Origin of the sequence: Pseudomonas sp. RIT778 (genome assembly GCF_019718735.1) — a bacterium.
GTDB classification, from domain to species: Bacteria; Pseudomonadota; Gammaproteobacteria; order Pseudomonadales; family Pseudomonadaceae; genus Aquipseudomonas; species Aquipseudomonas aphyarum.
Genome location: NZ_JAIHBA010000001.1, coordinates 213,787 through 236,814 on the forward strand (window position 1 = coordinate 213,787; position 23,028 = coordinate 236,814).

Sequence of the window (23,028 nt, forward strand, 5' to 3'; positions counted from 1 at the left end):
AGCAACCTCGGCGCCGCGAAACCGTCTGGTCATGGCATAATCCGACACCATTTTTTTCCAGCACCTGTAAAGGGGGCAATTCCTTGACCATTTCAAGCAAAACGTTGCACCTTTTCGGCATCAAAGCCTGCGACACCATGAAAAAGGCGCGCACCTGGCTCGATGAACACGCTGTCAGCTATGACTTCCACGATTACAAGACCGCCGGCATTGACCGCGAGCACCTGACCCAATGGTGCGACGAGCATGGCTGGCAAACGGTGTTGAACCGCGCAGGCACGACCTTTCGCAAACTCGACGACGAACGCAAAGCCGATCTCGACCAATCGAAAGCCATCGAACTGATGCTCGCTCAACCCTCGATGATCAAGCGCCCGGTGCTCGATCTCGGTGACCGAACCCTGATTGGCTTCAAGCCAGATATCTACGCGGCCGCCCTCAAGTAAGCAGCCCGTCACTTTTTGTAGAGGTATTCACATGTCCAACTCCCTGTTCAGTATTGCCTTCGGCGTCGGCACCCAGAACCGTCAAGGCGCATGGCTGGAAGTGTTCTACGCCCAGCCGCTGTTGAATCCTTCGGCCGAATTGGTTGCCGCTGTTGCACCGATCCTCGGCTACACCGAAGGCAACCAGGCCATCACCTTCACCACCGCACAAGCTGCGCAACTGGCTGAAGCCGTGAAAGGCATCGACGCGGTACAAGGCAAGTTGCTGACCCGTCTGGCTGAAAGCCACAAGCCACTGGTCGCCACCCTGCTGGCCGAAGACACTCAGCTGACCTCGACTCCTGAGGCTTATCTAAAGCTGCATCTGCTGTCCCATCGTCTGGTCAAGCCGCACGGCGTGAGCCTGGCCGGGATCTTCCCGCTGCTGCCAAACGTGGCCTGGACCAGCCAGGGCGCGATCGACCTGAGCGAACTGGCCGAGCTGCAACTCGAAGCCCGTCTGCGCGGCGAGCTGCTGGAAGTGTTCTCGGTGGACAAGTTCCCGAAAATGACCGACTACGTGGTACCGGCCGGCGTGCGTATCGCTGACGCTGCACGTCTGCGCCTGGGCGCTTACGTGGGCGAAGGCACCACCGTGATGCACGAAGGTTTCATCAACTTCAACGCCGGCACCGAAGGCCCGGGCATGATCGAAGGCCGCGTTTCCGCTGGCGTCTTCGTCGGCAAGGGTTCGGACCTGGGCGGCGGTTGCTCGACCATGGGCACCCTGTCGGGCGGCGGCAACATCGTGATCAAGGTCGGCGAAGGCTGCCTGATCGGCGCCAACGCCGGTATCGGTATCCCGTTGGGCGACCGTAACACCGTCGAGTCGGGCCTGTACGTGACCGCCGGCACCAAGGTGGCGCTGCTGGACGAGCACAACAACCTGGTCAAAGTGGTCAAGGCCCGTGATCTGGCAGGTCAGACTGACCTGCTGTTCCGTCGCAATTCGGAAACCGGCGCTGTGGAATGCAAAACCCACAAATCGGCGATCGAACTGAACGAAGCGCTGCACGCTCACAACTAAGCGCCGCTGTGACCTCCTGTGGGAGCGGGCTTGCTCGCGAAGACGGTGTGTCAGTCACCCTTGATTTCGACTGACACGACGCTTTCGCGAGCAAGCCCGCTCCCACAAGGTTCGGTTTACACCCGCCCAAGTTCACAGGGCTGAACAGATGATGATTCCCTCCCCCTGGCGCGCCGATTTCCCGGCCATCGCCGCCCTGCAACGGCAAGACCAGACTTACCTGGACAACGCCGCCACCACGCAAAAACCCCAGGCCCTGCTCGACGCGCTGGCGCATTACTACGCCAATGGCGCGGCCAACGTGCATCGTGCGCAGCATCTGCCCGGCGCCCACGCCACGCAGGCGTTCGAGGACAGCCGCCTGAAGGTTGCCCAGTGGCTGAATGCCGGTGACAGCGGGCAGATCATCTTCACCCACGGCGCCACCAGTGCGCTGAATCTCCTGGCTTATGGCCTGGAACATCTTTTCCATCCGGGCGATGAAATTGTCATCAGCGCCCTGGAGCATCACGCCAACCTGCTGCCGTGGCAGCAACTGGCACAACGTCGCGACCTGAAGCTGGTGATCCTGCCGCTGGACGATGACGGCGTGATCGACCTCGCCGCCGCCGTTCACCTGATCGGCCCGCGCACCCGTTTGCTGGCAGTCAGTCAGTTGTCCAACGTGCTTGGGGCATGGCAACCGTTGCCGGCGTTGCTGGCGATGGCCAAGGCGCACAACGCGCTGACCGTGGTCGATGGCGCTCAAGGCGTGGTTCATGGCCGGCATGACGTGCAGGCGCTCGGTTGCGATTTTTACGTGTTTTCCAGCCACAAGTTGTACGGCCCCGATGGCCTCGGCGTGCTGTTCGGGCGCAACGCAGCGCTGGAGCAACTTCGCCCGTGGCAGTTCGGCGGCGAGATGGTGCTGGAAGCCAATTATCACGACGCGCGTTTTCGCCCGGCGCCACTGGGCTTCGAAGCGGGAACGCCGCCGATTGCCAGCGTGATCGGCCTCGGTGCGACTCTCGACTACCTCGCGGGTCTGGATCAGGACGCGGTGTCCGCCCACGAAGCTGCGCTGCACGATTATTTGTTGCGCGGCCTCGCGGCCCGCAACGGCATCCGTCTGCTGGGCAAGCCGCAACTGGCGCTGGCCAGTTTTGTCGTCGAAGGCGTGCACAACGCCGATCTGGCGCACTTGCTGACCGAACAGGGCATCGCCGTACGTGCCGGGCATCACTGCGCGATGCCACTGCTCAAGCGTTTCGAACTGGCCGGGGCGATCCGTGTGTCGCTGGCGCTGTACAACGATTCCGAGGATCTGGAGCGCTTCTTTGAAGCGCTGGATCAGGCGCTGGAGTTGTTGCGATGAGCCTGCCGGTCGAAGCCGCCGAGGCGCTGCAAACGTTTCAGAACGCCGCCGGTTGGGAACAGCGGGCGCGACTGTTGATGCAGTTTGGTGATCGCCTGCCACCGTTGAGCGATGCAGACAAGTGCGAGGCCAATCGGGTGCACGGCTGTGAGAGTCAGGTATGGCTGGTCGGTGAATTGCGCGACGGTCACTGGCAGTTCGCGGCCAGCAGCGATGCGCGGATGATTCGCGGGTTGGTGGCGTTGCTGTTGTTGCGGGTCAACGGTTTGACCGCCGGCGAATTGCAGTTGGTTGATCTGCCGGACTGGTTCAATCAGCTGGGACTGTCGCGGCAGTTGTCGCCTTCGCGCAGCAATGGCTTGAATGCCGTACTGCAGCGGATGCGTGAACTCGCCCCTGACTGATCGTTTAATGATCGTTCCCACGCTCTGCGTGGGAATGCCTCAACGGACGCTCCGCGTTCGGCTCTTGATTTGGGACGCAGAGCGTCCCGGGCTGCATTCCCACGCGGAGCGTGGGAACGATCGATCACGCAGCCCTGGGCTTCAGGCCTGAGGCTTGACCCGATCCGCCGGGCGCCGAACGCCCGCTACAATCTTGTCCACCGCCTTGGTCGCCGCGACCATGCCGAACGTCGCCGTCACCATCATCACCGCGCCAAACCCGCCGGCGCAGTCCAGCTTCACGCCGTCGCCGACAAAACTCTTCTGCAGGCAAATGCTGCCGTCCGGTTTCGGATAGCGCAGCTGTTCCGTGGAGAACACGCACGGCACGCTGTAATGGCGGGTCACGGTGCGCGAGAAACCGTAGTCGCGACGCAGCGTCGAGCGCACTTTCGAAGCCAGAGGATCGTTGAACGTACGGTTGAGGTCGCAAACCTGAATCAGCGTCGGATCAATCTGCCCGCCGGCACCGCCGGTGGTGATGATCTGGATCTTGCGCCGCTTGCACCAGGCGATCAGCGCGGCCTTGGCGTTGACTGCGTCGATGCAGTCGATCACACAGTCGATGTTCGGCGTGATGTATTCGGCCATGGTGTCGCGGGTGACGAAGTCCGCCACGGCGTGCACCTTGCAGTCCGGGTTGATCCCGCGCAAACGCTCGGCCATCACCTCGACCTTGGGTTTGCCGACGGTGCTGTCCAGCGCATGCAGCTGCCGGTTGGCGTTGCTGACGCAGACGTCGTCGAGGTCGAACAGCGAAATCTCGCCCACCCCGCAACGGGCCATGGCTTCCGCCGCCCAGGAACCGACGCCGCCGACGCCGACAATCGCCACATGGGCTGCACGCAGGCGCTCGAGGCCCTCGATGCCATACAAACGGGCGATGCCTGCAAACCGCGGATCTTCTGTACTCATGACCATTACCCTAAAAACCGGCGCGCATTATAGGGCCGTCGGCGGCCAAGAGCATCTTTGCGCTATGAACGGCGAACGCGCCTGCTTTAATTAAAGCTGCACGTAACAAAGATTTGTCTTACACGCTGAAACGAAAGAACTTAAGTCAGGTTGGATTGCCCAACGTCCGGCATTTCCCTGTCTCTTGTAGGACTCGGCGAACTGCCGGTGTAGGATGCGCGCCCTCTTGGCGTCAACCAGCCGACCCTTCGTTCCACAGCCTTTGGAACCCGACACAGCTATGTCATCGCGTAAATTTGGACTCAACCTGGTGGTGGTTCTGGCAATCGCCGCCCTGTTCACCGGTTTCTGGGCGCTGATCAACCGCCCCGTCTCCGCGCCGAACTGGCCGGAGCAGATCTCCGGTTTCTCCTATTCACCGTTCCAGCAGGGACAGTTCCCACAGAAGGATCAGTATCCGTCCGACGATGAAATGCGCCGCGACCTGGAGATCATGAGCAAGCTGACGGACAACATCCGCATCTACTCGGTCGACGGCTCCCTGCAGGACATCCCGAAACTGGCGGAAGAATTCGGCCTTCGCGTGACCTTGGGGATCTGGATCAGCCCCGACCAGGAGCGTAACGAGCGGGAAATCACCCGCGCCATCGAACTGGCCAACACCTCGCGCAGCGTGGTTCGCGTGGTGGTCGGCAACGAAGCGATCTTCCGCAAGGAAATCACCGCCGAACAACTCAGCGTGCTGCTCGACCGCGTGCGCGCGGCCGTAAAAGTGCCGGTGACCACCTCCGAACAGTGGCACGTCTGGGAAGAGCACCCGGAGCTGGCCAAGCACGTCGACCTGATCGCCGCACACGTGCTGCCGTACTGGGAATTCATTCCGGTGGACAAGGCCGGGCAGTTCGTTTTCGACCGTGCCCGCGACCTGAAAAAGATGTTCCCGAAAAAGCCGCTGCTGCTGTCCGAAGTGGGCTGGCCGAGCAACGGCCGCATGCGCGGTGGCGCCGATGCGTCGCCGGCGGATCAGGCGATCTACCTGCGCACGCTGGTCAACAAACTCAATCGCCAGGGCTTCAACTACTTCGTGATCGAAGCGTTTGACCAGCCATGGAAGGCCAGTGACGAAGGTTCGGTCGGCGCTTACTGGGGCGTGTTCAACGCCGCGCGCCAGCAGAAATTCAACTTCGAAGGCCCGGTGGTGGCGATCCCGCAATGGCGCGTGCTGGCCATCGGCTCGGTGGTGCTGGCGCTGTTGTCGCTGACCCTGCTGATGATCGACGGCTCGGCCCTGCGTCAGCGCGGCCGTACCTTCCTGACCTTTATCGCATTCCTCTGCGGTTCGGTGCTGGTGTGGATCGGTTACGACTACAGCCAGCAATACAGCACGTGGTTCAGCCTGACGGTGGGCTTCCTGCTGGCGCTCGGTGCGCTCGGGGTGTTCATCGTGTTGCTGACCGAGGCCCACGAACTGGCCGAAGCGGTATGGATTCACAAGCGTCGCCGTGAATTCCTGCCGGTGGTCGGAGATTCGGACTACCGCCCGAAAGTCTCGATTCACGTGCCCTGCTACAACGAGCCGCCGGAGATGGTCAAACAGACCCTCAACGCCCTGGCCAACCTCGACTATCCGGACTTCGAAGTCCTGATCATCGACAACAACACCAAGGACCCGGCGGTCTGGGAACCGGTGCGCGACTACTGCGAAACCCTCGGCCCGCGTTTCAAGTTCTTCCACGTCTCGCCCCTGGCCGGTTTCAAGGGCGGCGCGCTGAACTACCTGATCCCGCATACCGCCAAGGATGCCGAAGTGATCGCGGTGATCGACTCGGACTACTGCGTGCACCCGAACTGGCTCAAGCACATGGTGCCGCACTTCGCCGACCCGAAAATCGCCGTGGTGCAGTCGCCGCAGGATTACCGCGACCAGAACGAGAGCACCTTCAAGAAGCTCTGCTACGCCGAATACAAAGGCTTCTTCCATATCGGCATGGTCACCCGCAACGACCGCGACGCGATCATCCAGCACGGCACGATGACCATGACCCGTCGCTCGGTTCTGGAAGAACTGGGCTGGGCCGACTGGTGCATCTGTGAAGACGCCGAACTCGGTCTGCGGGTATTCGAGAAAGGCCTGTCGGCGGCGTATTACCACGACAGTTACGGCAAGGGTCTGATGCCGGACACCTTCATCGACTTCAAGAAGCAGCGTTTCCGCTGGGCCTACGGTGCGATTCAGATCATCAAGCGCCACACCCGCAGCCTGCTGCGCGGCAAGGACACCGAGCTGACTCGCGGCCAGCGTTACCACTTCCTCGCGGGCTGGCTGCCGTGGGTCGCGGATGGCATGAACATCTTCTTCACCGTCGGCGCGCTGTTGTGGTCGGCGGCGATGATCATCGTGCCGCAACGAGTCGATCCGCCGCTGCTGATCTTTGCGATCCCGCCGCTGGCGCTGTTCGTGTTCAAGGTCGGCAAGATCATCTTCCTCTACCGTCGCGCCGTGGGCGTGAACCTCAAGGATGCGTTCTGCGCGGCACTGGCCGGCCTGGCGTTGTCGCATACCATCGCCAAAGCGGTGCTGTACGGCTTCTTCACCAGCAGCATTCCGTTCTTCCGCACCCCGAAAAACGCCGACAACCATGGCTTCTGGGTGGCGATTTCCGAGGCCCGGGAAGAGCTGTTCATCATGCTGCTGTTGTGGGGCGCCGCGCTGGGGATCTTCCTGGTGCAAGGCATTCCGAGCAACGACATGCGCTTCTGGGTGGCCATGCTGCTGGTGCAGTCGCTGCCGTACGTGGCGGCGCTGATCATGGCGTTCCTGTCGTCGCTGCCAAAACCATCGGCGGCGCCTGAACCGGCACCGGTGGTCTAAATCCTTCCGGATGCACTAAACGGCGGCCAATGGTCGCCGTTTTGCTTTAAGATAACCGCCATTTTGCGCGCCTTGCCCCCCAGCTTTCGGAGTTCTCCATGACGGCCCACGCCGACCTTTCGCCGACCCTCCAACTCGCCATCGACCTGATCCGCCGTCCGTCCGTGACGCCGGTCGACGCCGATTGCCAGAAGCAGATGATGCAGCGCCTGGGCGATGCCGGTTTCCAGCTGGAACCGATGCGCATCGAAGATGTGGATAACTTCTGGGCGACTCACGGCAAAGACGACGGCCCGGTGCTGTGCTTCGCCGGCCACACCGACGTGGTGCCGACCGGCCCGGTGACTGCCTGGCAGATCGACCCGTTCAACGCGGTGATCGACGAACACGGCATGCTCTGCGGCCGTGGCGCTGCGGACATGAAAGGCAGCCTGGCCTCGATGACCGTTGCGGCCGAGCGCTTTGTCGCCGACTACCCGGATCACAAAGGCAAGGTTGCGTTCCTGATCACCAGCGACGAAGAAGGCCCGGCGCATCACGGCACCAAGGCAGTGGTCGAGCGTCTGGCAGCCCGTAACGAGCGTCTGGACTGGTGCATCGTCGGCGAACCGTCGAGCACCACGCTGGTGGGCGACGTGGTGAAAAACGGTCGTCGCGGCTCCCTCGGCGCCAAACTGACCGTGCGCGGCGTGCAGGGCCACGTGGCCTATCCGCACCTGGCGAAGAACCCGATCCACCTCGCTGCCCCGGCTCTGGCCGAACTGGCCGCCGAGCATTGGGATCACGGCAACGACTTCTTCCCGCCGACCAGTTTCCAGATTTCCAACGTCAACTCCGGCACCGGCGCGACCAACGTGATTCCGGGTGATCTGGTGGCGTTGTTCAACTTCCGCTTCTCCACCGAATCGACCGTTGAAGGTCTGCAGAAACGCGTCGCCGACATCCTCGACAAGCACGGTCTGGACTGGCACATCGACTGGGCGCTGTCCGGTCTGCCGTTTCTCACCGAGCCGGGCGCGCTGCTCGACGCGGTGTCGTCGAGCATCAAGCAGATCACCGGCCGCGAGACCAAGGCGTCCACCAGCGGCGGCACCTCCGATGGCCGTTTCATCGCGACTATGGGTACGCAAGTGGTTGAACTGGGCCCGGTCAACGCGACCATCCACCAGGTCAACGAGCGCGTGCTGGCGGCCGATCTCGACGTGCTGACCGAGATCTACTACCAGACCCTGATCAAGTTGCTCGCCTGATGCTCGCGTGCCCGATCTGCAGTGAACCGCTGAACGCGGTGGACAACGGCGTGGTCTGCCCTGCCGGCCACCGCTTTGACCGCGCGCGCCAGGGTTACCTGAACCTGCTGCCGGTGCAGCACAAAAACAGCCGCGATCCCGGCGACAACCAGGCCATGGTCGAGGCCCGCCGCGACTTTCTGAACGCCGGGCATTACGCGCCGGTGGCCAAGCGTCTGGCGGAGCTGGCGGCGGGTTATGCGTCGGCGCGCTGGGTCGATATCGGTTGCGGCGAGGGTTACTACACCGCGCAGATCGCCGAAGCTTTGCCCGATGCTGACGGTTACGCGCTGGATATCTCGAAGGAAGCGGTCAAACGCGCCTGCAAACGCAATCCGGCGCTGACCTGGTTGATCGCCAGCATGGCCCGGGTGCCACTGGCTTCCGGCAGCTGCCAGTTTCTGGCCAGCGTTTTCAGTCCGCTGGACTGGGAAGAGGCCAAGCGCCTGCTCAGTGTTGGCGGCGGTCTGATGAAAGTCGGCCCGACCAGCGGCCATCTGATGGAACTGCGCGAGCGCCTGTACGACGAAGTGCGCGAATACACCGACGACAAGCATTTGGCCCTGGTGCCGGAAGGCATGGCGCTGGCGCACAGTGAAACCCTGGAATTCAAATTGACGCTGGACAAGCCCGAGGATCGCGCCAACCTGCTGGCGATGACGCCCCACGGCTGGCGCGCCAGTGCCGAGCGCCGCGCGGCGGTCATCGAACAGCCCGAGCCGTTCGTGACCACCGTCTCGATGCGCTACGATTATTTCGTTCTTCAATAACTTTTGGTCTCGGGCAACGACCCGGGGCCGGCTAAATCCGCGAATGGATTTTTCAGACCCGCAGTGAGGACATCCATGCGCCAACCGGACATCGAGATTTACCTGAAAGACGCCGACGTCGACCACAAGGCCATTTCCGCCTGGCTGGGCGCCGCCCTCGGCCCTTGCAGCGACTGGGTACAGAAAGGTCAGACCTACAAGTGCAAGGCCGGCAACATCCCGGTGACCTGGCTGCCGAAAGCCGTGGGCAAGTGGAACAGCCTGTACCTGGAAAGCGATGCGACCCCATGGGACGACGACATCGCCTGCGCCCGCGCAGCCTTTGCCGCGCTGAAAGTCGAAGTGCGCTGCGCGCCAGGCACGTGGGTCGAGGAAGAAGGTGAAGAGACGGCGGATCGCTGGATTCGCATCAGCGAAGACGGTGAAGAAGAGATCACCTGGAAAACTGCGTAAAAACCAGCAACACAATGCCAATGTTGATCGTTCCCACGCTCCGCGTGGGAATGCAGCCCGGGACGCTCCGCGTCCCAAAGCGGACGCAGAGCGTCCATTGAGGCATTCCCACGCAGAGCGTGGGAACGATCATTACAGACCTACAACGTCTTCAGCCTGCAAGCCCTTCTGCCCTTCCACCACCGCGTATTCAACCTGCTGACCCTCGGTCAGCGAACGGTGGCCTTCGCCGCGGATCGCGCGGTAGTGCACGAACACGTCCACCCCGTCTTCGCGCTGAATGAAGCCGTAGCCCTTGGCGTCGTTGAACCACTTCACGTTGCCGGTTTCACGTGTTGCCATCTGTTCATACTCCTTTTTTATTATTGAACAGGCTTTTCGCAGGAAAGCCTTTGAGGAACGTCAGCCTGCGTCCGACGTCCATAAAAGGGCCCCGGCGACAGATCGCCGAGTATATGACAGGCGGCAAAACTCTCAACAGGAGATTACTTCGCCGCTTTTTTGCCGATTTTCCATGAATCCGGCACACTATCGACCGCCCGAGCAAACGCTCGGTTTATCCACTCACGCAGAAGCCGTATGACCCGTTCCCCGTTCCGCCGTCTTGTGTTTGGCACCTTGCGCCGACTGTTGTATCTCTGGGTTCGCTCCGAGACGATCAACCAGTCGTCGTTCACCCTCAACCTCGACCGCAGTCGTCCGGTGTTCTACGTCCTGCAAAACCCATCGCTGACTGATCTGGCGGTGGTCGACACCGAGTGCACCAAGGCCGGCCTGCCGCGCCCGGTGCTGCCGGTATCCGTGGGTTCGCTGATCGAACCGGCGGCGTTCTTCTACCTGACGCCGGACCCGGACTGGCTCGGTCGCCAGGACAAGCGCGGCGCACCACCAACCCTGACCCGACTGGTCAGCGCCCTCAGCCAGAACGCTGCCGAAGACGCGCAGATCATTCCGGTCAGCGTGTTCTGGGGCCAGTCGCCGGACAGCGAAAACAGCCCGTGGAAACTGCTGTTCGCCGACAGCTGGGCGGTCACCGGGCGCCTGCGTCGTTTGCTGAGCATCATGATTCTGGGGCGCAAGACCCGCGTGCAATTCTCCGCACCGATCCACCTGCGCGAGCTGATCGAACACAACAAGGGCCACGAACGCACCGTGCGCATGGCCCAGCGGATCCTGCGGGTGCACTTCCGCAATCTGAAAGCTGCGGTGATCGGCCCGGACATTTCCCACCGCCGCAACCTGGTCAAAGGCCTGCTCAACCAACCGCTGGTCAAGCAAGCGATCCTCGACGAAGCCGAGCGCGAAAATATCTCCCCGGAAAAAGCCAAGGCCCAGGCCCTGCGCTACGGCAACGAGATCGCCTCGGACTACACCTACACCGCGATCCGTTTTCTGGAAGTGGTGCTGAGCTGGTTCTGGAACAAGATCTACGACGGGATCAAGGTCAACCACATCGAAGGCGTGCAGAAGGTTGCCCAGGGTCACGAAGTGATCTACGTGCCGTGCCACCGCAGCCACATCGACTACCTGCTGCTTTCGTACCTGCTGTTTCGCAACGGCCTGACCCCGCCGCACATCGCCGCCGGTATCAACCTGAACATGCCGGTGATCGGCAGCCTGCTGCGTCGTGGCGGTGCGTTCTTCATGCGCCGCACGTTCAAGGGCAATCCGCTGTACACCTCAGTGTTCAACGAATACCTACACACCCTGTTCACCAAAGGTTTCCCGGTCGAGTACTTCGTCGAAGGGGGGCGCTCGCGTACCGGGCGCATGCTGCAACCGAAAACCGGGATGCTGGCGATCACCATGCGCAGCTTCCTGCGTTCGTCGCGGATGCCGATCGTGTTCGTGCCGGTGTACATCGGTTACGAGCGCGTGCTCGAAGGCCGGACCTACCTCGGTGAATTGCGTGGCGCGAGCAAGAAGAAAGAATCGATCTTCGACATCTTCAAAGTCATCGGCGCACTCAAGCAGCGTTTCGGCCAAGTGGCGGTGAACTTCGGCGAGCCGATCAAACTCGCGGAATTCCTCGACAGCGAACAGCCGGACTGGCGCCAGCAGGAACTCGGCCCGCAGTACAAACCGGCCTGGCTCAACGAAACCACCAACCGCCTCGGCGAGAAAGTCGCGCAGCACCTGAACGAAGCCGCAGCGATCAACCCGGTCAACCTGGTGGCGCTGGCGCTGCTGTCGACCACCCGACTGGCGCTGGATGATCGCGCCATGGCGCGGGTGCTGGATCTGTATCTGGCATTGCTGCGCAAGGTTCCGTACTCGCCGCATACCACCTTGCCGGAAGGCGATGGCCGGGCGCTGATCGAGCACGTGAAGGACATGGATCTGCTGTCCGAGCAGAACGATGCGCTGGGCAAGATTCTGTATCTGGACGAGCAGAACGCCGTCCTGATGACCTATTACCGCAACAACGTGCTGCACATCTTCGCGTTGCCGGCGCTGCTGGCGAGTTTCTTCCAGAGTGCATCGCGCATGAGCCGCGAACAGATCCTGCGCTACACCCGCGCACTGTATCCGTACCTGCAATCGGAGCTGTTCATCCGTTGGACCATGGACGAACTGGATGCAGTGATCGATCAGTGGCTGGACGCGTTCGTCGAACAAGGCCTGCTGCGTTTCGAGAAAGACGTTTACCTGCGCCCGGCACCGAGCTCGCGGCATTTCGTGCTGCTGACCCTGCTGTCGAAGAGCATCGCCCAGACCCTGCAACGCTTCTACATGACCGTATCGTTGCTGCTCAACGCAGGTCAGAACACCATCAGCGCCGAAGAGCTGGAAGACCTGTGCACGGTCATGGCCCAGCGCCTGTCGATCCTGCATGGCCTCAACGCCCCGGAATTCTTCGACAAGAGCCTGTTCCGCCACTTCATCCAGACCATGCTCGACCTCGACGTACTGCGTCGCGACGAAGCCGGCAAGTTGAGCTACCACGAACTGCTCGGCGAACTGGCCGAGGGTGCGGCCAAACGGGTGTTGCCGGCGGAGATTCGCCTGTCGATCCGTCAGGTGGCCCTGCATCGCAGCGAAGATGCGGCCGATCAGGTCGCCGCCCCTGTGCAAAGCGACTAAATTCCTACAGGCGCCAGGCTTCTTCTGGCGCCGTCGATACGGAGATCTCCGATGAAAAAACTTTCCCTGCTTGCCGCCGCCACCCTGCTCAGCGCCTGCCAGTCGACCTCACCGGCCGGCAAGGTCAGCCTCGACGGCGAAGTGTTCTACCTGCAACGCATCGCCCTGCCACCCAGTGCAACCTTGAGCGTGAGCCTGCAGGACGTCTCGCTGGCCGACGCTCCGGCCGTGGTACTCGACGAACAGAAAGGCCCGGTCAAAGGCCAGGTGCCGCTGCCGTTCCACTTGAGCTACGATCCGGCCCAGGTCAAACCCGGCCACCGCTACTCGGTCAGCGCACGCATCGAAGTCAACGGCGAGCTGATGTTCATCACCACCGAAAACCATGCCGTGCAGCTTGATGGCAAGGATCCGCAGCCGCTGAAGATCCGTGTCGACGCTGCCCGCTAACCCTCTCCGAACAAGGAAGACGCCATGCTCCGCCCTACCCTTCGCTTCGCCGGCCTGTGCGCGGGCCTGATGATCTCCGCCAACGCACTGGCCCTGTCCCTCAGCGACCTGTCGCAAGGCGACGCCACCGGCGGCCTCAAGGACGCCCTGACCCAGGGCGCGCAACTGGCCGTCAAACAACTCGGCACCCCGGGCGGCTTCAGCAACAACCCGGACGTGAAGATCGAACTGCCGGGCAAACTCGGCAAAGTCGCCGGCAAGATGAAAGCCTTCGGCATGGGCGCCCAGGTCGACGAACTGGAAACCGCCATGAACAAGGCCGCGGAAACCGCCGTCACCCAGGCCCAGCCGATCCTCGTCGACGCCGTGAAGAAAATGAGCGTGGAAGACGCCAAAGGCATCCTCAGCGGCGGCAACGACTCCGCCACCCAATACCTGGACAAATCCAGCCGCGAACAGATCCGCACCAAATTCCTGCCCATCGTCAAACAAGCAACCGACAAGGTCGGTGTAGCCCAGAAATACAACACCTTCGCCGGCCAGGCCGCGACCTTCGGCGTGGTGGATGCGAAGAGCGCCAACATCGAAAGCTACGTGACCGAACAAGCGCTCAACGGCCTGTTCGAAATGATCGGCAAACAGGAAGAAACCATCCGCAAGAACCCGGCCGCTGCGGCGACGAGTCTGGCGAAAAAAGTGTTTGGTACGCTCTAAGCCGACACGATACGGGAGTGAGCTGTCTCACTCCCGTTACTCAATCCGCCACCAGCAGATACACGTAAAAAGTACACCCACTCGCGCCCCATTTTCTTCTTCTCGAAAACCTGCAGCTCAACCAACCCGCTCAACGCCGACACCGCTGTGTTGTAGGCACAACCAAGGTGCTCCTTGACGTTCCCCGCCGTGAACTCCTTCGCCACCCCGCTTCTGGCCACCTGATAAATCGCTCGTTGCCGCTCTGTCAGCCGATCAAAAAAACCCGAACAGGTCAGCCAGTGCTCGAAGTCTTCGCTGTACGCCACACTCTTGCGATACACATCGGCAAACCCCTCGACCGCCCGCAGAATCACCGAACACTGAAACTCGATGAAGTATGTCAAATCGAGCTCATCGGCTTCGCTGTGCAAATACGACCGCCCGTACTTCACCGGCGCGTTGCGCAGTAAAAGACTGATCGCGATATAGCGAAACGCCGAAAACTCATGCTTGAACATGAACCAGTAAAACAGCGCCCTGGCGACTCGCCCGTTGCCATCGCGAAACGGATGTTCGTAACCCAGGGCAAAGTGCAGCGTGATCGCCTTGATCAGCGGATGCAGGTAGTTTTTTTGCCGAGGTGAACCCTGTGGTTGATTGATCCACTGCGAGAGCAAATCCAGTCGCCTCACCAGTCCGGCCACAGGCGGTGGCGAGTGCACGGTATTCCCTTCGCCGTCCTGCACCACCACTTCATCGTTGGTCCTGAAAAGCCCCGGGTCGTACTGCTCGTCATCAATGCCCTCGACACCAACTCGATGAATTGACGCTATCAACTCCACGCTCAATGGCTCGTAACGTTTTTCCCAGGCGAAATTCATCATCCGGTAATTTCCCATGACCATCCGCTCATCCGGCGTACGCGGCTGACGCCGCTGCTTGAGCATGTCTTTGGCAACTCGAGTGGTGGTCGCGGCGCCCTCCAACTGACTGCTGCTGATCGCCTCATCCTCGATCAGATCGTTAAGCAAATAACTGAAATGCGCCCGCTCGCCTATCTGGCTGGTCATGTACTCCAGCGACGCCGTCGTGGCTTGCCGATCAACCACTGAAAGGGCCTTCTGCGCGGTGGGCGTCGGCACAAACTTCCCCCACTGCGCCGGCTCCCCCAGCGGCAGAAGATGAATGTACTGAGCGACCCGCGCCTTCTTGACCAACGCCCAACACAAACGCGCATCCAGCCCGCTGGCCCAGCGATACCGCAAATCCTCAAAAGGCAGATACCGCCCCTGGTCATCCAGCGGCTTGAGCAACGCAAGATAATCCGCCAGACGCTGCTTGTGAGGCGCGCGCATCAACAACTCAAAGACCGGATCGGCCCGACCCTTCAATACCGGCGGTTTCTTCATCAAAGCTTACTCAAACAAGGCTGAAAAACAGCCTCGAGTACAGCACCGCCAACACAGCGACTCAATATCGGAGCCGTCTGAAAAACATGTAGGAGGCGACGCAGGGTCCTACACCATTGTTTTGCTCAGCTGTCAGGCTGACATCGCGAGCAGGCCAGCTCCGACAAGATTGAGTCCAACCGATAGAGCATGGTCGGCAGACAGGCCGCCTTCGCGAGCAAGCTCGCTCCCACAGAAAAGCGCAAACCCGACACTCCGATGCGCTTCGCTTCTAACCACTCAACACAATGAGCGTTAGCTCGAGTACCGCTCTTGACGCCGGCCCCTTCGGCCGGCTGAGTGGAGGGATTTATCCGGGGGTAGGCGCGCAGCGCCGTTCGACGAAGTCGAACACATCGAGAGGAGGTGCAGCGAAGCAAACCGGAGGCGATGCCCCCGGATGAATCCCGGAGCGAAGGAACCCCGAGCCCCAGCGAGGGGCCGAACGCCGGGGCCCAGCCTTTTAGTTCCTTTTTGGCGTTTGAAAAAGGGACTCGCCGTAAGGGCGAAACCGCCAGCCGCAACACCCGCAGAAACGGATATTCACCCAAAACCCCGAGAGCCTGGTCGGCCCAAAGGCCGCCAAGCTCAGCAAACCAAATCAAGACTCCTTGCGAACCCTGAACCAAGCCGCATACAACGCCGGCAAAAACAAAAGCGTCAACGCCGTAGCCACAATCAACCCCCCCATAATCGCCACCGCCATCGGCCCAAAAAACACACTGCGTGAAAGCGGAATCATCGCCAACACCGCCGCCAAAGCCGTCAACACAATCGGCCGGAACCGCCGCACGGTCGCCTCGATAATCGCCTGCCAGGGCCTGAGCCCCGCCGCGATATCCTGCTCGATCTGATCCACCAGAATCACCGAGTTACGCATGATCATCCCCGACAGCGCGATCGTCCCGAGCATCGCCACAAACCCGAACGGCTGACGGAACACCAGCAGAAACAGCGTCACCCCGATCAACCCCAAAGGCGCCGTCAGAAACACCATCGCCGTGCGCGAAAAACTGCGCAACTGCACCATCAGCAACGTCAGCACCACGACAATGAACATCGGCACCCCGGCGTTCACCGACTTCTGCCCACGCTCCGAATCCTCAACCGTACCGCCGACATCCAGCAGATAGCCGTCCGGCAATTCAGCACGAATCGGATCAAGCGTCGGCATGATCTGCTTCACCAGCGTCGCCGGTTGCTCCTTGCCGTAAATGTCCGCGCGCACGGTCACGTTCGGGAGGCGATTGCGGTGCCAGATGATGCCTTCCTCGAAGCCATATTCCAGCGTGGCAATCTGCGACAGCGCGACGCTGCGACCGTTGTCGGTCGGCACCGCCAGACTCGGCAGCAACGACAGTTCGGTGCGCTCGTGCACGGTGCCGCGCAGGAGGATTTCGATCAGTTCGTTATCCTCGCGGTACTGGCTGACGCTGGAACCGGTCAGCGAACTCTGGAGGAATTTCGCCAGATTCGCCGTGCTCACACCCAACGCTCGGGCGCGATCCTGATCGATGTTCAGGTACACAACCTTGCTCGGCTCTTCCCAGTCCAGATGCACGTTCACCACATGCGGGTTCTCGCGCACTTTGGCTGCGACTTTCCGGGCCAGTGCACGGACTTCCTCGATGTGCTCGCCGGTGACGCGGAACTGCACCGGGTAACCGACCGGCGGGCCGTTTTCCAGGCGCGTGACCCGCGAGCGCAGGGACGGGAACTGCTCGTTCAACGTGTCGATCAGCCACGTGCGCAGCGCTTCGCGCTCCTCGATGGTTTTCGCCAACACGACGAACTGGGCGAAGCTCGCCGCCGGCAGTTGTTGATCCAACGGCAGGTAGAAACGTGGCGAACCGGTGCCGACGTAAGCGACATAGTTGTCGATGCCGGCGTGATCCTTGAGCATCGCTTCCAGGCGTTTGACTTCGCCCGTGGTATTGGCCAGCGAGGCGCCTTCGGCAAGCTTCAGATCGACCATCAATTCCAGTCGCCCGGAGGCCGGGAAGAACTGCTGCGGCACAAACCGGAACAACGCTACCGACGCCACGAACAGCAGCACGGTGAGCACGATCACAGTTTTGCGCCGACGTACGCACCACTCCACCAGACGCCGCACACGTTGGTAGAACGGCGTGCCATAGGGATCGGTCTGGCCGTCAGCCGTACCGTGTTTGGCTGCATGAATTTTCGCCAGATCCGGCAGGAGCTTTTCCCCCAGATACGGCACGAACACCACGGCCGCCACCCAGGATGCGAGCAAGGCGATGGTCACCACCTGGAAGATCGAGCGGGTGTATTCGCCGGTGCCGGACTGCGCCGTGGCAATCGGCAGAAAGCCTGCCGCAGTGATCAGCGTACCGGTGAGCATCGGGAACGCGGTGCTGGTCCAGGCGTAACTGGCGGCCTTGATCCGGTCGAAACCCTGCTCCATTTTGATCGCCATCATTTCCACGGCGATGATCGCGTCGTCCACCAGCAAGCCCAGCGCCAGCACCAGCGCACCGAGGGAAATCTTGTGCAGGCCGATGCCGAGGTAATACATGCAGGCGAATGTCATCGCCAGCACCAGCGGAATCGTCAGCGCCACCACCATGCCGGTGCGCACGCCGAGGGAGAAGAAGCTCACCAGCAATACGATGGCCAACGCTTCGACCAGCACTTGGACGAACTCACCGACACCGGTTTTCACGGCGGCGGGCTGGTCGGAGACCTTGCGCAACTGCATGCCGGCCGGCAGGTTTTTCTGAATCCGGGCGAACTCGATTTCCAGAGCTTTGCCCAGCACCAGAATGTCGCCGCCGTCCTTCATTGCCACCGCAAGACCGATGGCGTCTTCGCCCATGAAGCGCATGCGCGGCGCCGGAGGATCGTTGAAACCGCGCCGCACGTCAGCGACATCGGAGATGCGGAACGTACGATCACCGACCCGGATCGGGAAGTTCTTGATCTCGTCGACCGTCTGAAAATTCCCCGAGACCCGTAGCTGCAATCGCTCGCTGCCGGTTTCGAAGAAGCCGGCGGTGGACACCGCGTTCTGTTCTTCCAGCGCCTGCTGCACTGCTGCCAGCGGCAAGCCGAGGGTGGCGAGTTTGACGTTGGACAATTCGACCCAGATCTTCTCGTCCTGCAAACCGAGCAGGTCGACCTTGCCCACATCCTTGACCCGTTGCAGCTGGATCTGGATGCGGTCGGCGTAATCCTTGAGCACCGCGTAGTCGAAACCGTCGCCGGTCAACGCATAGATGTTGCCGAAGGTGGTGCCGAACTCATCGTTGAAAAATGGCCCCTGAATCCCCGGCGGCAGGGTCTGGCGAATGTCGCTGACCTTCTTGCGCACCTGATACCAGAGGTCCGGAATCTCCACCGAATGCATGGAGTCGCGGGCGATGAACGTGACCTGGGATTCACCGGGGCGCGAGAACGAAACAATCCGCTCGTACTCGCCGGTTTCCATCAGTTTCTTTTCGATGCGCTCGGTGACCTGACGCGAGACTTCCTGCGCCGTGGCGCCCGGCCAGCGGGTCTGGATGACCATCGCCTTGAAGGTGAACGGCGGGTCTTCACTCTGGCCGAGCTTGGTGTAGGACAAGGCGCCGACGATCGCCAGCAAAAGCATCAGGAACAGTACGATCTGGCGATTGCGCAGCGCCCAGGCGGAAAGATTGAAACCCATCGGGGATTACTCCTTGTCCGCCAGATTGACCACGCGGTTGGAGCGATCCACCGGACGCACCTGCTGCCCTTCCAGCAGCACGTGAACGCCGGCGGCGACCACCCAGTCGCTGGCGTTCAGGCCTTCGAGCACCGGCACGGTTTTCTCACCGAACGGGCCGGTGCGCACCGGGGTCTTTTTCAACGTGTTGTTGGCGCTGACGACCCAGACGTAAGTCGCGCCGTTTTCGGCCGTCAGCGCCGAGAGCGGCACCGACAGCGGGATGACATCTGCGGTCTGCACGAAGACCCGCGCGCTCTGGCCCAGTTCTGCCGGGACCTTGCCGGAGGTGAATGAAATGCGTGCGGCGAAGGTGCGGGATTTCGGATCGGCGGCCGGCGACAGCTCGCGGATCTGCCCGGCGAAGCGCTGGTTCTGTTGCGTCCACAGCTCCACCGAGACCGGCTGACCGACCTTGAAGCGGCCGAAACTCTGCTCCGGCAGGCTGATCAGCACTTCCCGCTCGCCATCAGTGGCGAGGGTGAAAACGGTTTGCCCGGCGGCGACCACTTGCCCGACTTCCACCGAACGCTTGGCCACCACGCCATCCTGGGGTGCACGCAGCACGGCGTAACTGGCCTGATTGGTCGAGACGTTGAATTCGGCTTTGATCTGTTTGAGGCGGGCTTCGCCGGAGCGGTAGAGGTTCTCGGCATTGTCGTAGGCCGAGCGGCTGACCATCTGCCGCTCCATCAGGGTCTTGTAGCGATCACGTTCGGCGCGCACCAGGTTCAGGTTGGCTTCGGCGGCCGCGACCTGGGCCCGGGTGGCTTCCAGTTGCAGGCGTACATCCTGCGGATCGAGTTCGGCGAGTGGTTGATCGGCTTTCACGCGCTGGCCTTCCTCGACCAGTCGTCGGCTGACTTTGCCGCCGATGCGGAACGCCAGATCGGGTTCGTAGCGGGCGCGAACCTCGCCCGGATAACTTTCCATCGCCTGCGCCGAAGGCTCTGGCTGCACCACCATGGCCGGTCGCACGCTGACTTGCGTCACCTCTTCCTTGCCACATGCCGACAATAAAAACGCCAGACTGACTGGCACCGCAAAGGACAACGCATGGCGGAACATGGTGAAGGACCTTTCGCTAAGGAGGCTTGGAATAATTATACTGGCCGGTATGTTATTAATAGCAAACTCACCAGTCCAGTATTAAAAGCGAAGAATGTCGAACAATCTTTCCACTCCAAACGGCCCGGGCCGACCGAAGGATCCGGCCAAACGCCAGGCGATTCTCGAGGCGGCGAAAATCCTGTTCCTGAGTCATGGCTATGCCAACACCAGCATGGACGCGGTGGCCGCCGAGGCCGGGGTGTCGAAGCTGACGGTCTACAGCCATTTCAACGACAAGGAGACGCTGTTCTCCGCCGCCGTGGTGGCCAAATGCGAGGAGCAATTGCCGCCGCTGTTCTTCGAATTGCCGGACGGCATCGCGGTGGAAAATGTGTTGCTGAACATTGCGCGAGGGTTTCACCACCTGATCAACAGCGATGAATCGGTGAACCTGCATCGTTTGATCATGGCGCTGGGCAGTCAGGATCCGAAGCTGTCGCTGATCTTCTTCGAGGCCGGCCCGCAGCGCATGGTGCAGGGGATGGAACGGTTGCTGCGGCGGATTCACGAAACCGGCGTGCTGAGCATCGATAACCCGCACAACGCCGCCGAGCACTTCTTTTGCCTGATCAAGGGCGCGGGGAATTTCCGCCTGTTGTACGGCTGCGGTGAGCCGCTGACCGACGAGGCAGCGGAAAGTCATGTGCAGGAAGTGGTCGGGCTGTTCATGCGGGCCTTTCGACCCTGAAAACAAAAATCCCACGCCATGCGTGGGATTTTCTTATGCGACGGCTCAGGCCTTGAGCGCTTTCTTCGGGTAGATGTCATAACGGCTGGATTTGCCATCCAGCGCATGACTCGGTTTCGGCCCTTCGATGCACGGCGCCTTGCGCGGGCGCTTGACCACCACCCGGTGCGTGGCCAGTGCCAACGCCGCTTCCAGCAACGCCGGTGCATCCGGATCATCGCCTACCAGCGGGCGGAACAGGCGCATCTCCTTCTTCACCAGCGCGGTTTTCTCACGATGCGGGAACATCGGATCGAGGTAGATCACCTGCGGCGGCTCGCCCTCCCAGTTGCGCATCACGTCGATGGAGTTGCCCTTGAGCAGCTTCATCCGCGCCACGATCGGCGCCACATCGAAGTCTTCCGCCGCACGGGCCAGACCATCCTCCAGCAAGGCGCCGATCAATGGCTGGCGCTCGATCAGGCTCATCTCGCAGCCGAGACTGGCCAGCACGAACGCATCTTTCCCGAGCCCCGCCGTCGCATCCAGCACCCGAGGACGCACGCCCTGGGCGATGCCGACCGCCTTGGCGATCATCTGCCCGCTGCCGCCGCCGTACAACCGGCGATGGGCCGCGCCACCTTCGACGAAGTCGACCCGCACCGGCCCCGGCGCATCCGGCCCCAGCTGTTGCAGCTGCAAACCCTGCTCGCCGACCTGCAGGGCAAACTCGCCGTCAGCCACCTGCAACGGCAGGTTCAGGCGCTGCGCCCACTGCTCGGCCTGCGCTTCGAACGTCGGGCCGAGGGCCTCGACATGGATGCGGCAGGCCGCGGGTTGCTCAATCATGGAAAACACGCTCAAAAAAGTTAAGGATCGGCAAAATCCGCCGATAACCCAATCAACGCGCATTTTGCCAGAGCTGAGCGTCAACCGAAAAAAATGTCAGGCATTCTTCCCACATCGATTGGCTACATTTCGCCCACAGGCGACTTCAGCCGTCATAACACTCAAGCATTGGGCGGCGTCAGCCACCTGTGGCAGGATTTCTTTGCCCAGGCACTGGCCGAACAATCGAGTGATGTGGTGCCGGCCTGCGGCACTTTCCCGCCGGTTGATCTGGAAAGTCCTGAAGAACCGACCGTCGGCAGCGAACTGCACGCGCACATCATCAGCCAGCGTGAATGCGATGTGGTGGAAACCGAGGTGCGTCCGCCGGAGCCGCTGTTCCTGCCGATCGCCGAAATCGACATGACACTGGCCGAGCCGTACCCTCCGTTCCCGGCAGAAGAAATCAAGACTCAGCAAAAGCAGCAGGATTTCGACAGCAGCTGGGTTCGTCCTGTCGTGATCAACAACGGCCAGCCGATTCCGGAACCGGGCCCTGCCCCGCAGAAAAAACCGCTGTACCTGCCGATTGCCGAGTTCGACCTGGACCTGCTGCAGCCTTACCCGCCATTCCCGCCGGAAGAAATCGTCGAGCAGCAGAAAGCCCTGGACTTCGATAACGGCTGGGTGCGCCCAATCGTTCAGCAGAACCTGCGCATCGCCGCCTGATCCCTCAGCGACACACGCTCCAGCGCCCGACATCGACATGAAAGTGATTGCGATGGGCTGTGTTGTAGTCCGGACTCAACACCACACTGAACGCCTCGCAGGCGCCATCGCGCACCTGACGTAGAAACTGCGCGTCCTGATTTTGCTTCGGCCAGTCCTTGAGCACGCTGATCGCACGACCATCCGCCAGGCGGAAGCCGGCGATGTCCAGCGCATCGGCACTGGCATGGCGGCTGAGCGCGCCGCTCTCACGGTTGTAGACGTTGCGGCAGGCGAAGCTGCCGAGGTGATCGACCCGCGCCACCGACTGTCCGTAGGCCTGCTGCGCCGCCGGTTGCAGCGTGTGGTGCTCGAACATCGCAAACGCCACGGCCAACGGGCAACTGGCGAGAAAGCTGCTGCTGAGCCCCACCCCGCCACCCTGCACGCGCAAGGCGCCGATCAACGGGCATTTGGCATCGGGGCTGTCGGCCTGTGGCGAAACCCGCAGGCCGGAGCTGCCCAATGCCTGCTCGCACAAGGCCGGATCGCTGCGCAGGCGCATCAACTTGTAGCCCGTGAGCCAGTTGGGCGTCGCCTGCACGTCCAGCGGTGCCCACGGGTTCCACTGCGGCGGCACATCGAGCCAACCGCGCCAGACGCCGATCAGCCCGCCACCGATGATCAGCAGTCCTGCCAACAGCAGCCAGCGCCCCATGC

20 protein-coding genes are annotated in these 23,028 nt (G+C 61.6%); 13 read left to right on the forward strand and 7 right to left on the reverse strand.

Annotated features, from left to right (window positions below):
• Positions 1–83 precede the first annotated feature (83 nt).
• From K5E37_RS01055 to K5E37_RS01070, 4 genes are all read left to right on the forward strand, one after another.
• Positions 84–446: an ArsC family reductase gene (locus K5E37_RS01055; protein ID WP_221532918.1), complete on the forward strand. Its 363-nt coding sequence runs from the start codon at positions 84–86 to the stop codon at positions 444–446.
• A 31-nt stretch (positions 447–477) separates the two neighbouring features.
• A complete protein-coding gene (gene dapD, locus K5E37_RS01060; RefSeq protein ID WP_221532919.1) occupies positions 478–1,512 on the forward strand; it encodes a 2,3,4,5-tetrahydropyridine-2,6-dicarboxylate N-succinyltransferase in 1,035 nt (344 codons plus the stop codon).
• A 148-nt stretch (positions 1,513–1,660) separates the two neighbouring features.
• Complete coding sequence (locus K5E37_RS01065; protein ID WP_085605207.1) at positions 1,661–2,866, forward strand: aminotransferase class V-fold PLP-dependent enzyme; 1,206 nt, start codon at positions 1,661–1,663, stop codon at positions 2,864–2,866.
• Positions 2,863–3,270: a SufE family protein gene (locus K5E37_RS01070; RefSeq protein WP_085688747.1), complete on the forward strand. Its 408-nt coding sequence runs from the start codon at positions 2,863–2,865 to the stop codon at positions 3,268–3,270. Before K5E37_RS01065 ends, K5E37_RS01070 begins: the two co-directional genes overlap by 4 nt.
• Positions 3,271–3,411: 141 nt before the next feature.
• Here the strand turns inward: K5E37_RS01070 and tcdA are convergent, their stop codons facing one another.
• Positions 3,412–4,230, reverse strand: a complete 819-nt coding sequence (tcdA, locus tag K5E37_RS01075) for a tRNA cyclic N6-threonylcarbamoyladenosine(37) synthase TcdA (protein ID WP_039769652.1) — start codon at positions 4,228–4,230, stop codon at positions 3,412–3,414.
• A 274-nt stretch (positions 4,231–4,504) separates the two neighbouring features.
• Here tcdA and K5E37_RS01080 point away from each other — a divergent pair, with 274 nt between their 5' ends.
• From K5E37_RS01080 to K5E37_RS01095, 4 genes are all read left to right on the forward strand, one after another.
• Positions 4,505–7,096 carry a glycosyltransferase gene (locus K5E37_RS01080; protein WP_074691288.1) on the forward strand — a complete coding sequence of 864 codons (2,592 nt, stop codon included), beginning with the start codon at positions 4,505–4,507 and terminating at the stop codon, positions 7,094–7,096.
• Positions 7,097–7,194: 98 nt separating this feature from the next.
• Complete coding sequence (gene dapE, locus K5E37_RS01085) at positions 7,195–8,346, forward strand: succinyl-diaminopimelate desuccinylase (protein WP_085605201.1); 1,152 nt, start codon at positions 7,195–7,197, stop codon at positions 8,344–8,346.
• Positions 8,346–9,155 (forward strand): putative RNA methyltransferase, encoded by an 810-nt coding sequence (locus K5E37_RS01090; protein WP_221532920.1) that lies wholly within the window; start codon positions 8,346–8,348, stop codon positions 9,153–9,155. Before dapE ends, K5E37_RS01090 begins: the two co-directional genes overlap by 1 nt.
• 75 nt (positions 9,156–9,230) lie before the next feature.
• Positions 9,231–9,608, forward strand: a complete 378-nt coding sequence (locus tag K5E37_RS01095; RefSeq protein ID WP_221532921.1) for a hypothetical protein — start codon at positions 9,231–9,233, stop codon at positions 9,606–9,608.
• Positions 9,609–9,740: 132 nt separating this feature from the next.
• Here the strand turns inward: K5E37_RS01095 and K5E37_RS01100 are convergent, their stop codons facing one another.
• Complete coding sequence (locus K5E37_RS01100; protein ID WP_007954750.1) at positions 9,741–9,950, reverse strand: cold shock domain-containing protein; 210 nt, start codon at positions 9,948–9,950, stop codon at positions 9,741–9,743.
• 237 nt (positions 9,951–10,187) lie between these two features.
• Here K5E37_RS01100 and plsB point away from each other — a divergent pair, with 237 nt between their 5' ends.
• From plsB to K5E37_RS01115, 3 genes are read left to right on the forward strand one after another with little or no spacing between them, the layout of a single operon-like run.
• Positions 10,188–12,692, forward strand: coding sequence for a glycerol-3-phosphate 1-O-acyltransferase PlsB (gene plsB, locus K5E37_RS01105; RefSeq protein WP_221532922.1), 2,505 nt, complete (start codon positions 10,188–10,190; stop codon positions 12,690–12,692).
• Between the two features lie 51 nt (positions 12,693–12,743).
• Entirely contained in the window at positions 12,744–13,142 is a 399-nt protein-coding gene (locus K5E37_RS01110) for a YbaY family lipoprotein (RefSeq protein WP_085605193.1), read from the forward strand.
• 24 nt (positions 13,143–13,166) lie between these two features.
• Positions 13,167–13,856, forward strand: coding sequence for a DUF4197 domain-containing protein (locus K5E37_RS01115; RefSeq protein WP_102717188.1), 690 nt, complete (start codon positions 13,167–13,169; stop codon positions 13,854–13,856).
• On the opposite strand, the gene K5E37_RS01120 is transcribed toward K5E37_RS01115, so the two are convergent.
• From K5E37_RS01120 to K5E37_RS01130, 3 genes are all read right to left on the reverse strand, one after another.
• On the reverse strand, positions 13,853–15,247 hold the full coding sequence (locus tag K5E37_RS01120; RefSeq protein ID WP_221532923.1) for a Fic family protein: 1,395 nt from the start codon (positions 15,245–15,247) through the stop codon (positions 13,853–13,855). The genes K5E37_RS01115 and K5E37_RS01120 overlap by 4 nt on opposite strands.
• Before the next feature lie 640 nt (positions 15,248–15,887).
• On the reverse strand, positions 15,888–18,956 hold the full coding sequence (locus tag K5E37_RS01125) for an efflux RND transporter permease subunit (protein WP_221532924.1): 3,069 nt from the start codon (positions 18,954–18,956) through the stop codon (positions 15,888–15,890).
• A gap of 6 nt (positions 18,957–18,962) precedes the next feature.
• Complete coding sequence (locus K5E37_RS01130; protein ID WP_007954740.1) at positions 18,963–20,063, reverse strand: efflux RND transporter periplasmic adaptor subunit; 1,101 nt, start codon at positions 20,061–20,063, stop codon at positions 18,963–18,965.
• A 94-nt stretch (positions 20,064–20,157) separates the two neighbouring features.
• On the opposite strand from K5E37_RS01130, the gene K5E37_RS01135 reads away from it, so the two are divergent.
• Complete coding sequence (locus K5E37_RS01135) at positions 20,158–20,793, forward strand: TetR/AcrR family transcriptional regulator (RefSeq protein ID WP_085609178.1); 636 nt, start codon at positions 20,158–20,160, stop codon at positions 20,791–20,793.
• 45 nt (positions 20,794–20,838) lie between these two features.
• Here the strand turns inward: K5E37_RS01135 and K5E37_RS01140 are convergent, their stop codons facing one another.
• On the reverse strand, positions 20,839–21,621 hold the full coding sequence (locus K5E37_RS01140; protein WP_129974048.1) for a class I SAM-dependent methyltransferase: 783 nt from the start codon (positions 21,619–21,621) through the stop codon (positions 20,839–20,841).
• 93 nt (positions 21,622–21,714) lie between these two features.
• Here K5E37_RS01140 and K5E37_RS01145 point away from each other — a divergent pair, with 93 nt between their 5' ends.
• Positions 21,715–22,329, forward strand: coding sequence for an energy transducer TonB (locus tag K5E37_RS01145; protein ID WP_115076694.1), 615 nt, complete (start codon positions 21,715–21,717; stop codon positions 22,327–22,329).
• A gap of 4 nt (positions 22,330–22,333) precedes the next feature.
• On the opposite strand, the gene K5E37_RS01150 is transcribed toward K5E37_RS01145, so the two are convergent.
• Positions 22,334–23,026 carry an extensin family protein gene (locus K5E37_RS01150; RefSeq protein ID WP_221532925.1) on the reverse strand — a complete coding sequence of 231 codons (693 nt, stop codon included), beginning with the start codon at positions 23,024–23,026 and terminating at the stop codon, positions 22,334–22,336.
• Between the last annotated feature and the right edge of the window lie 2 nt (positions 23,027–23,028).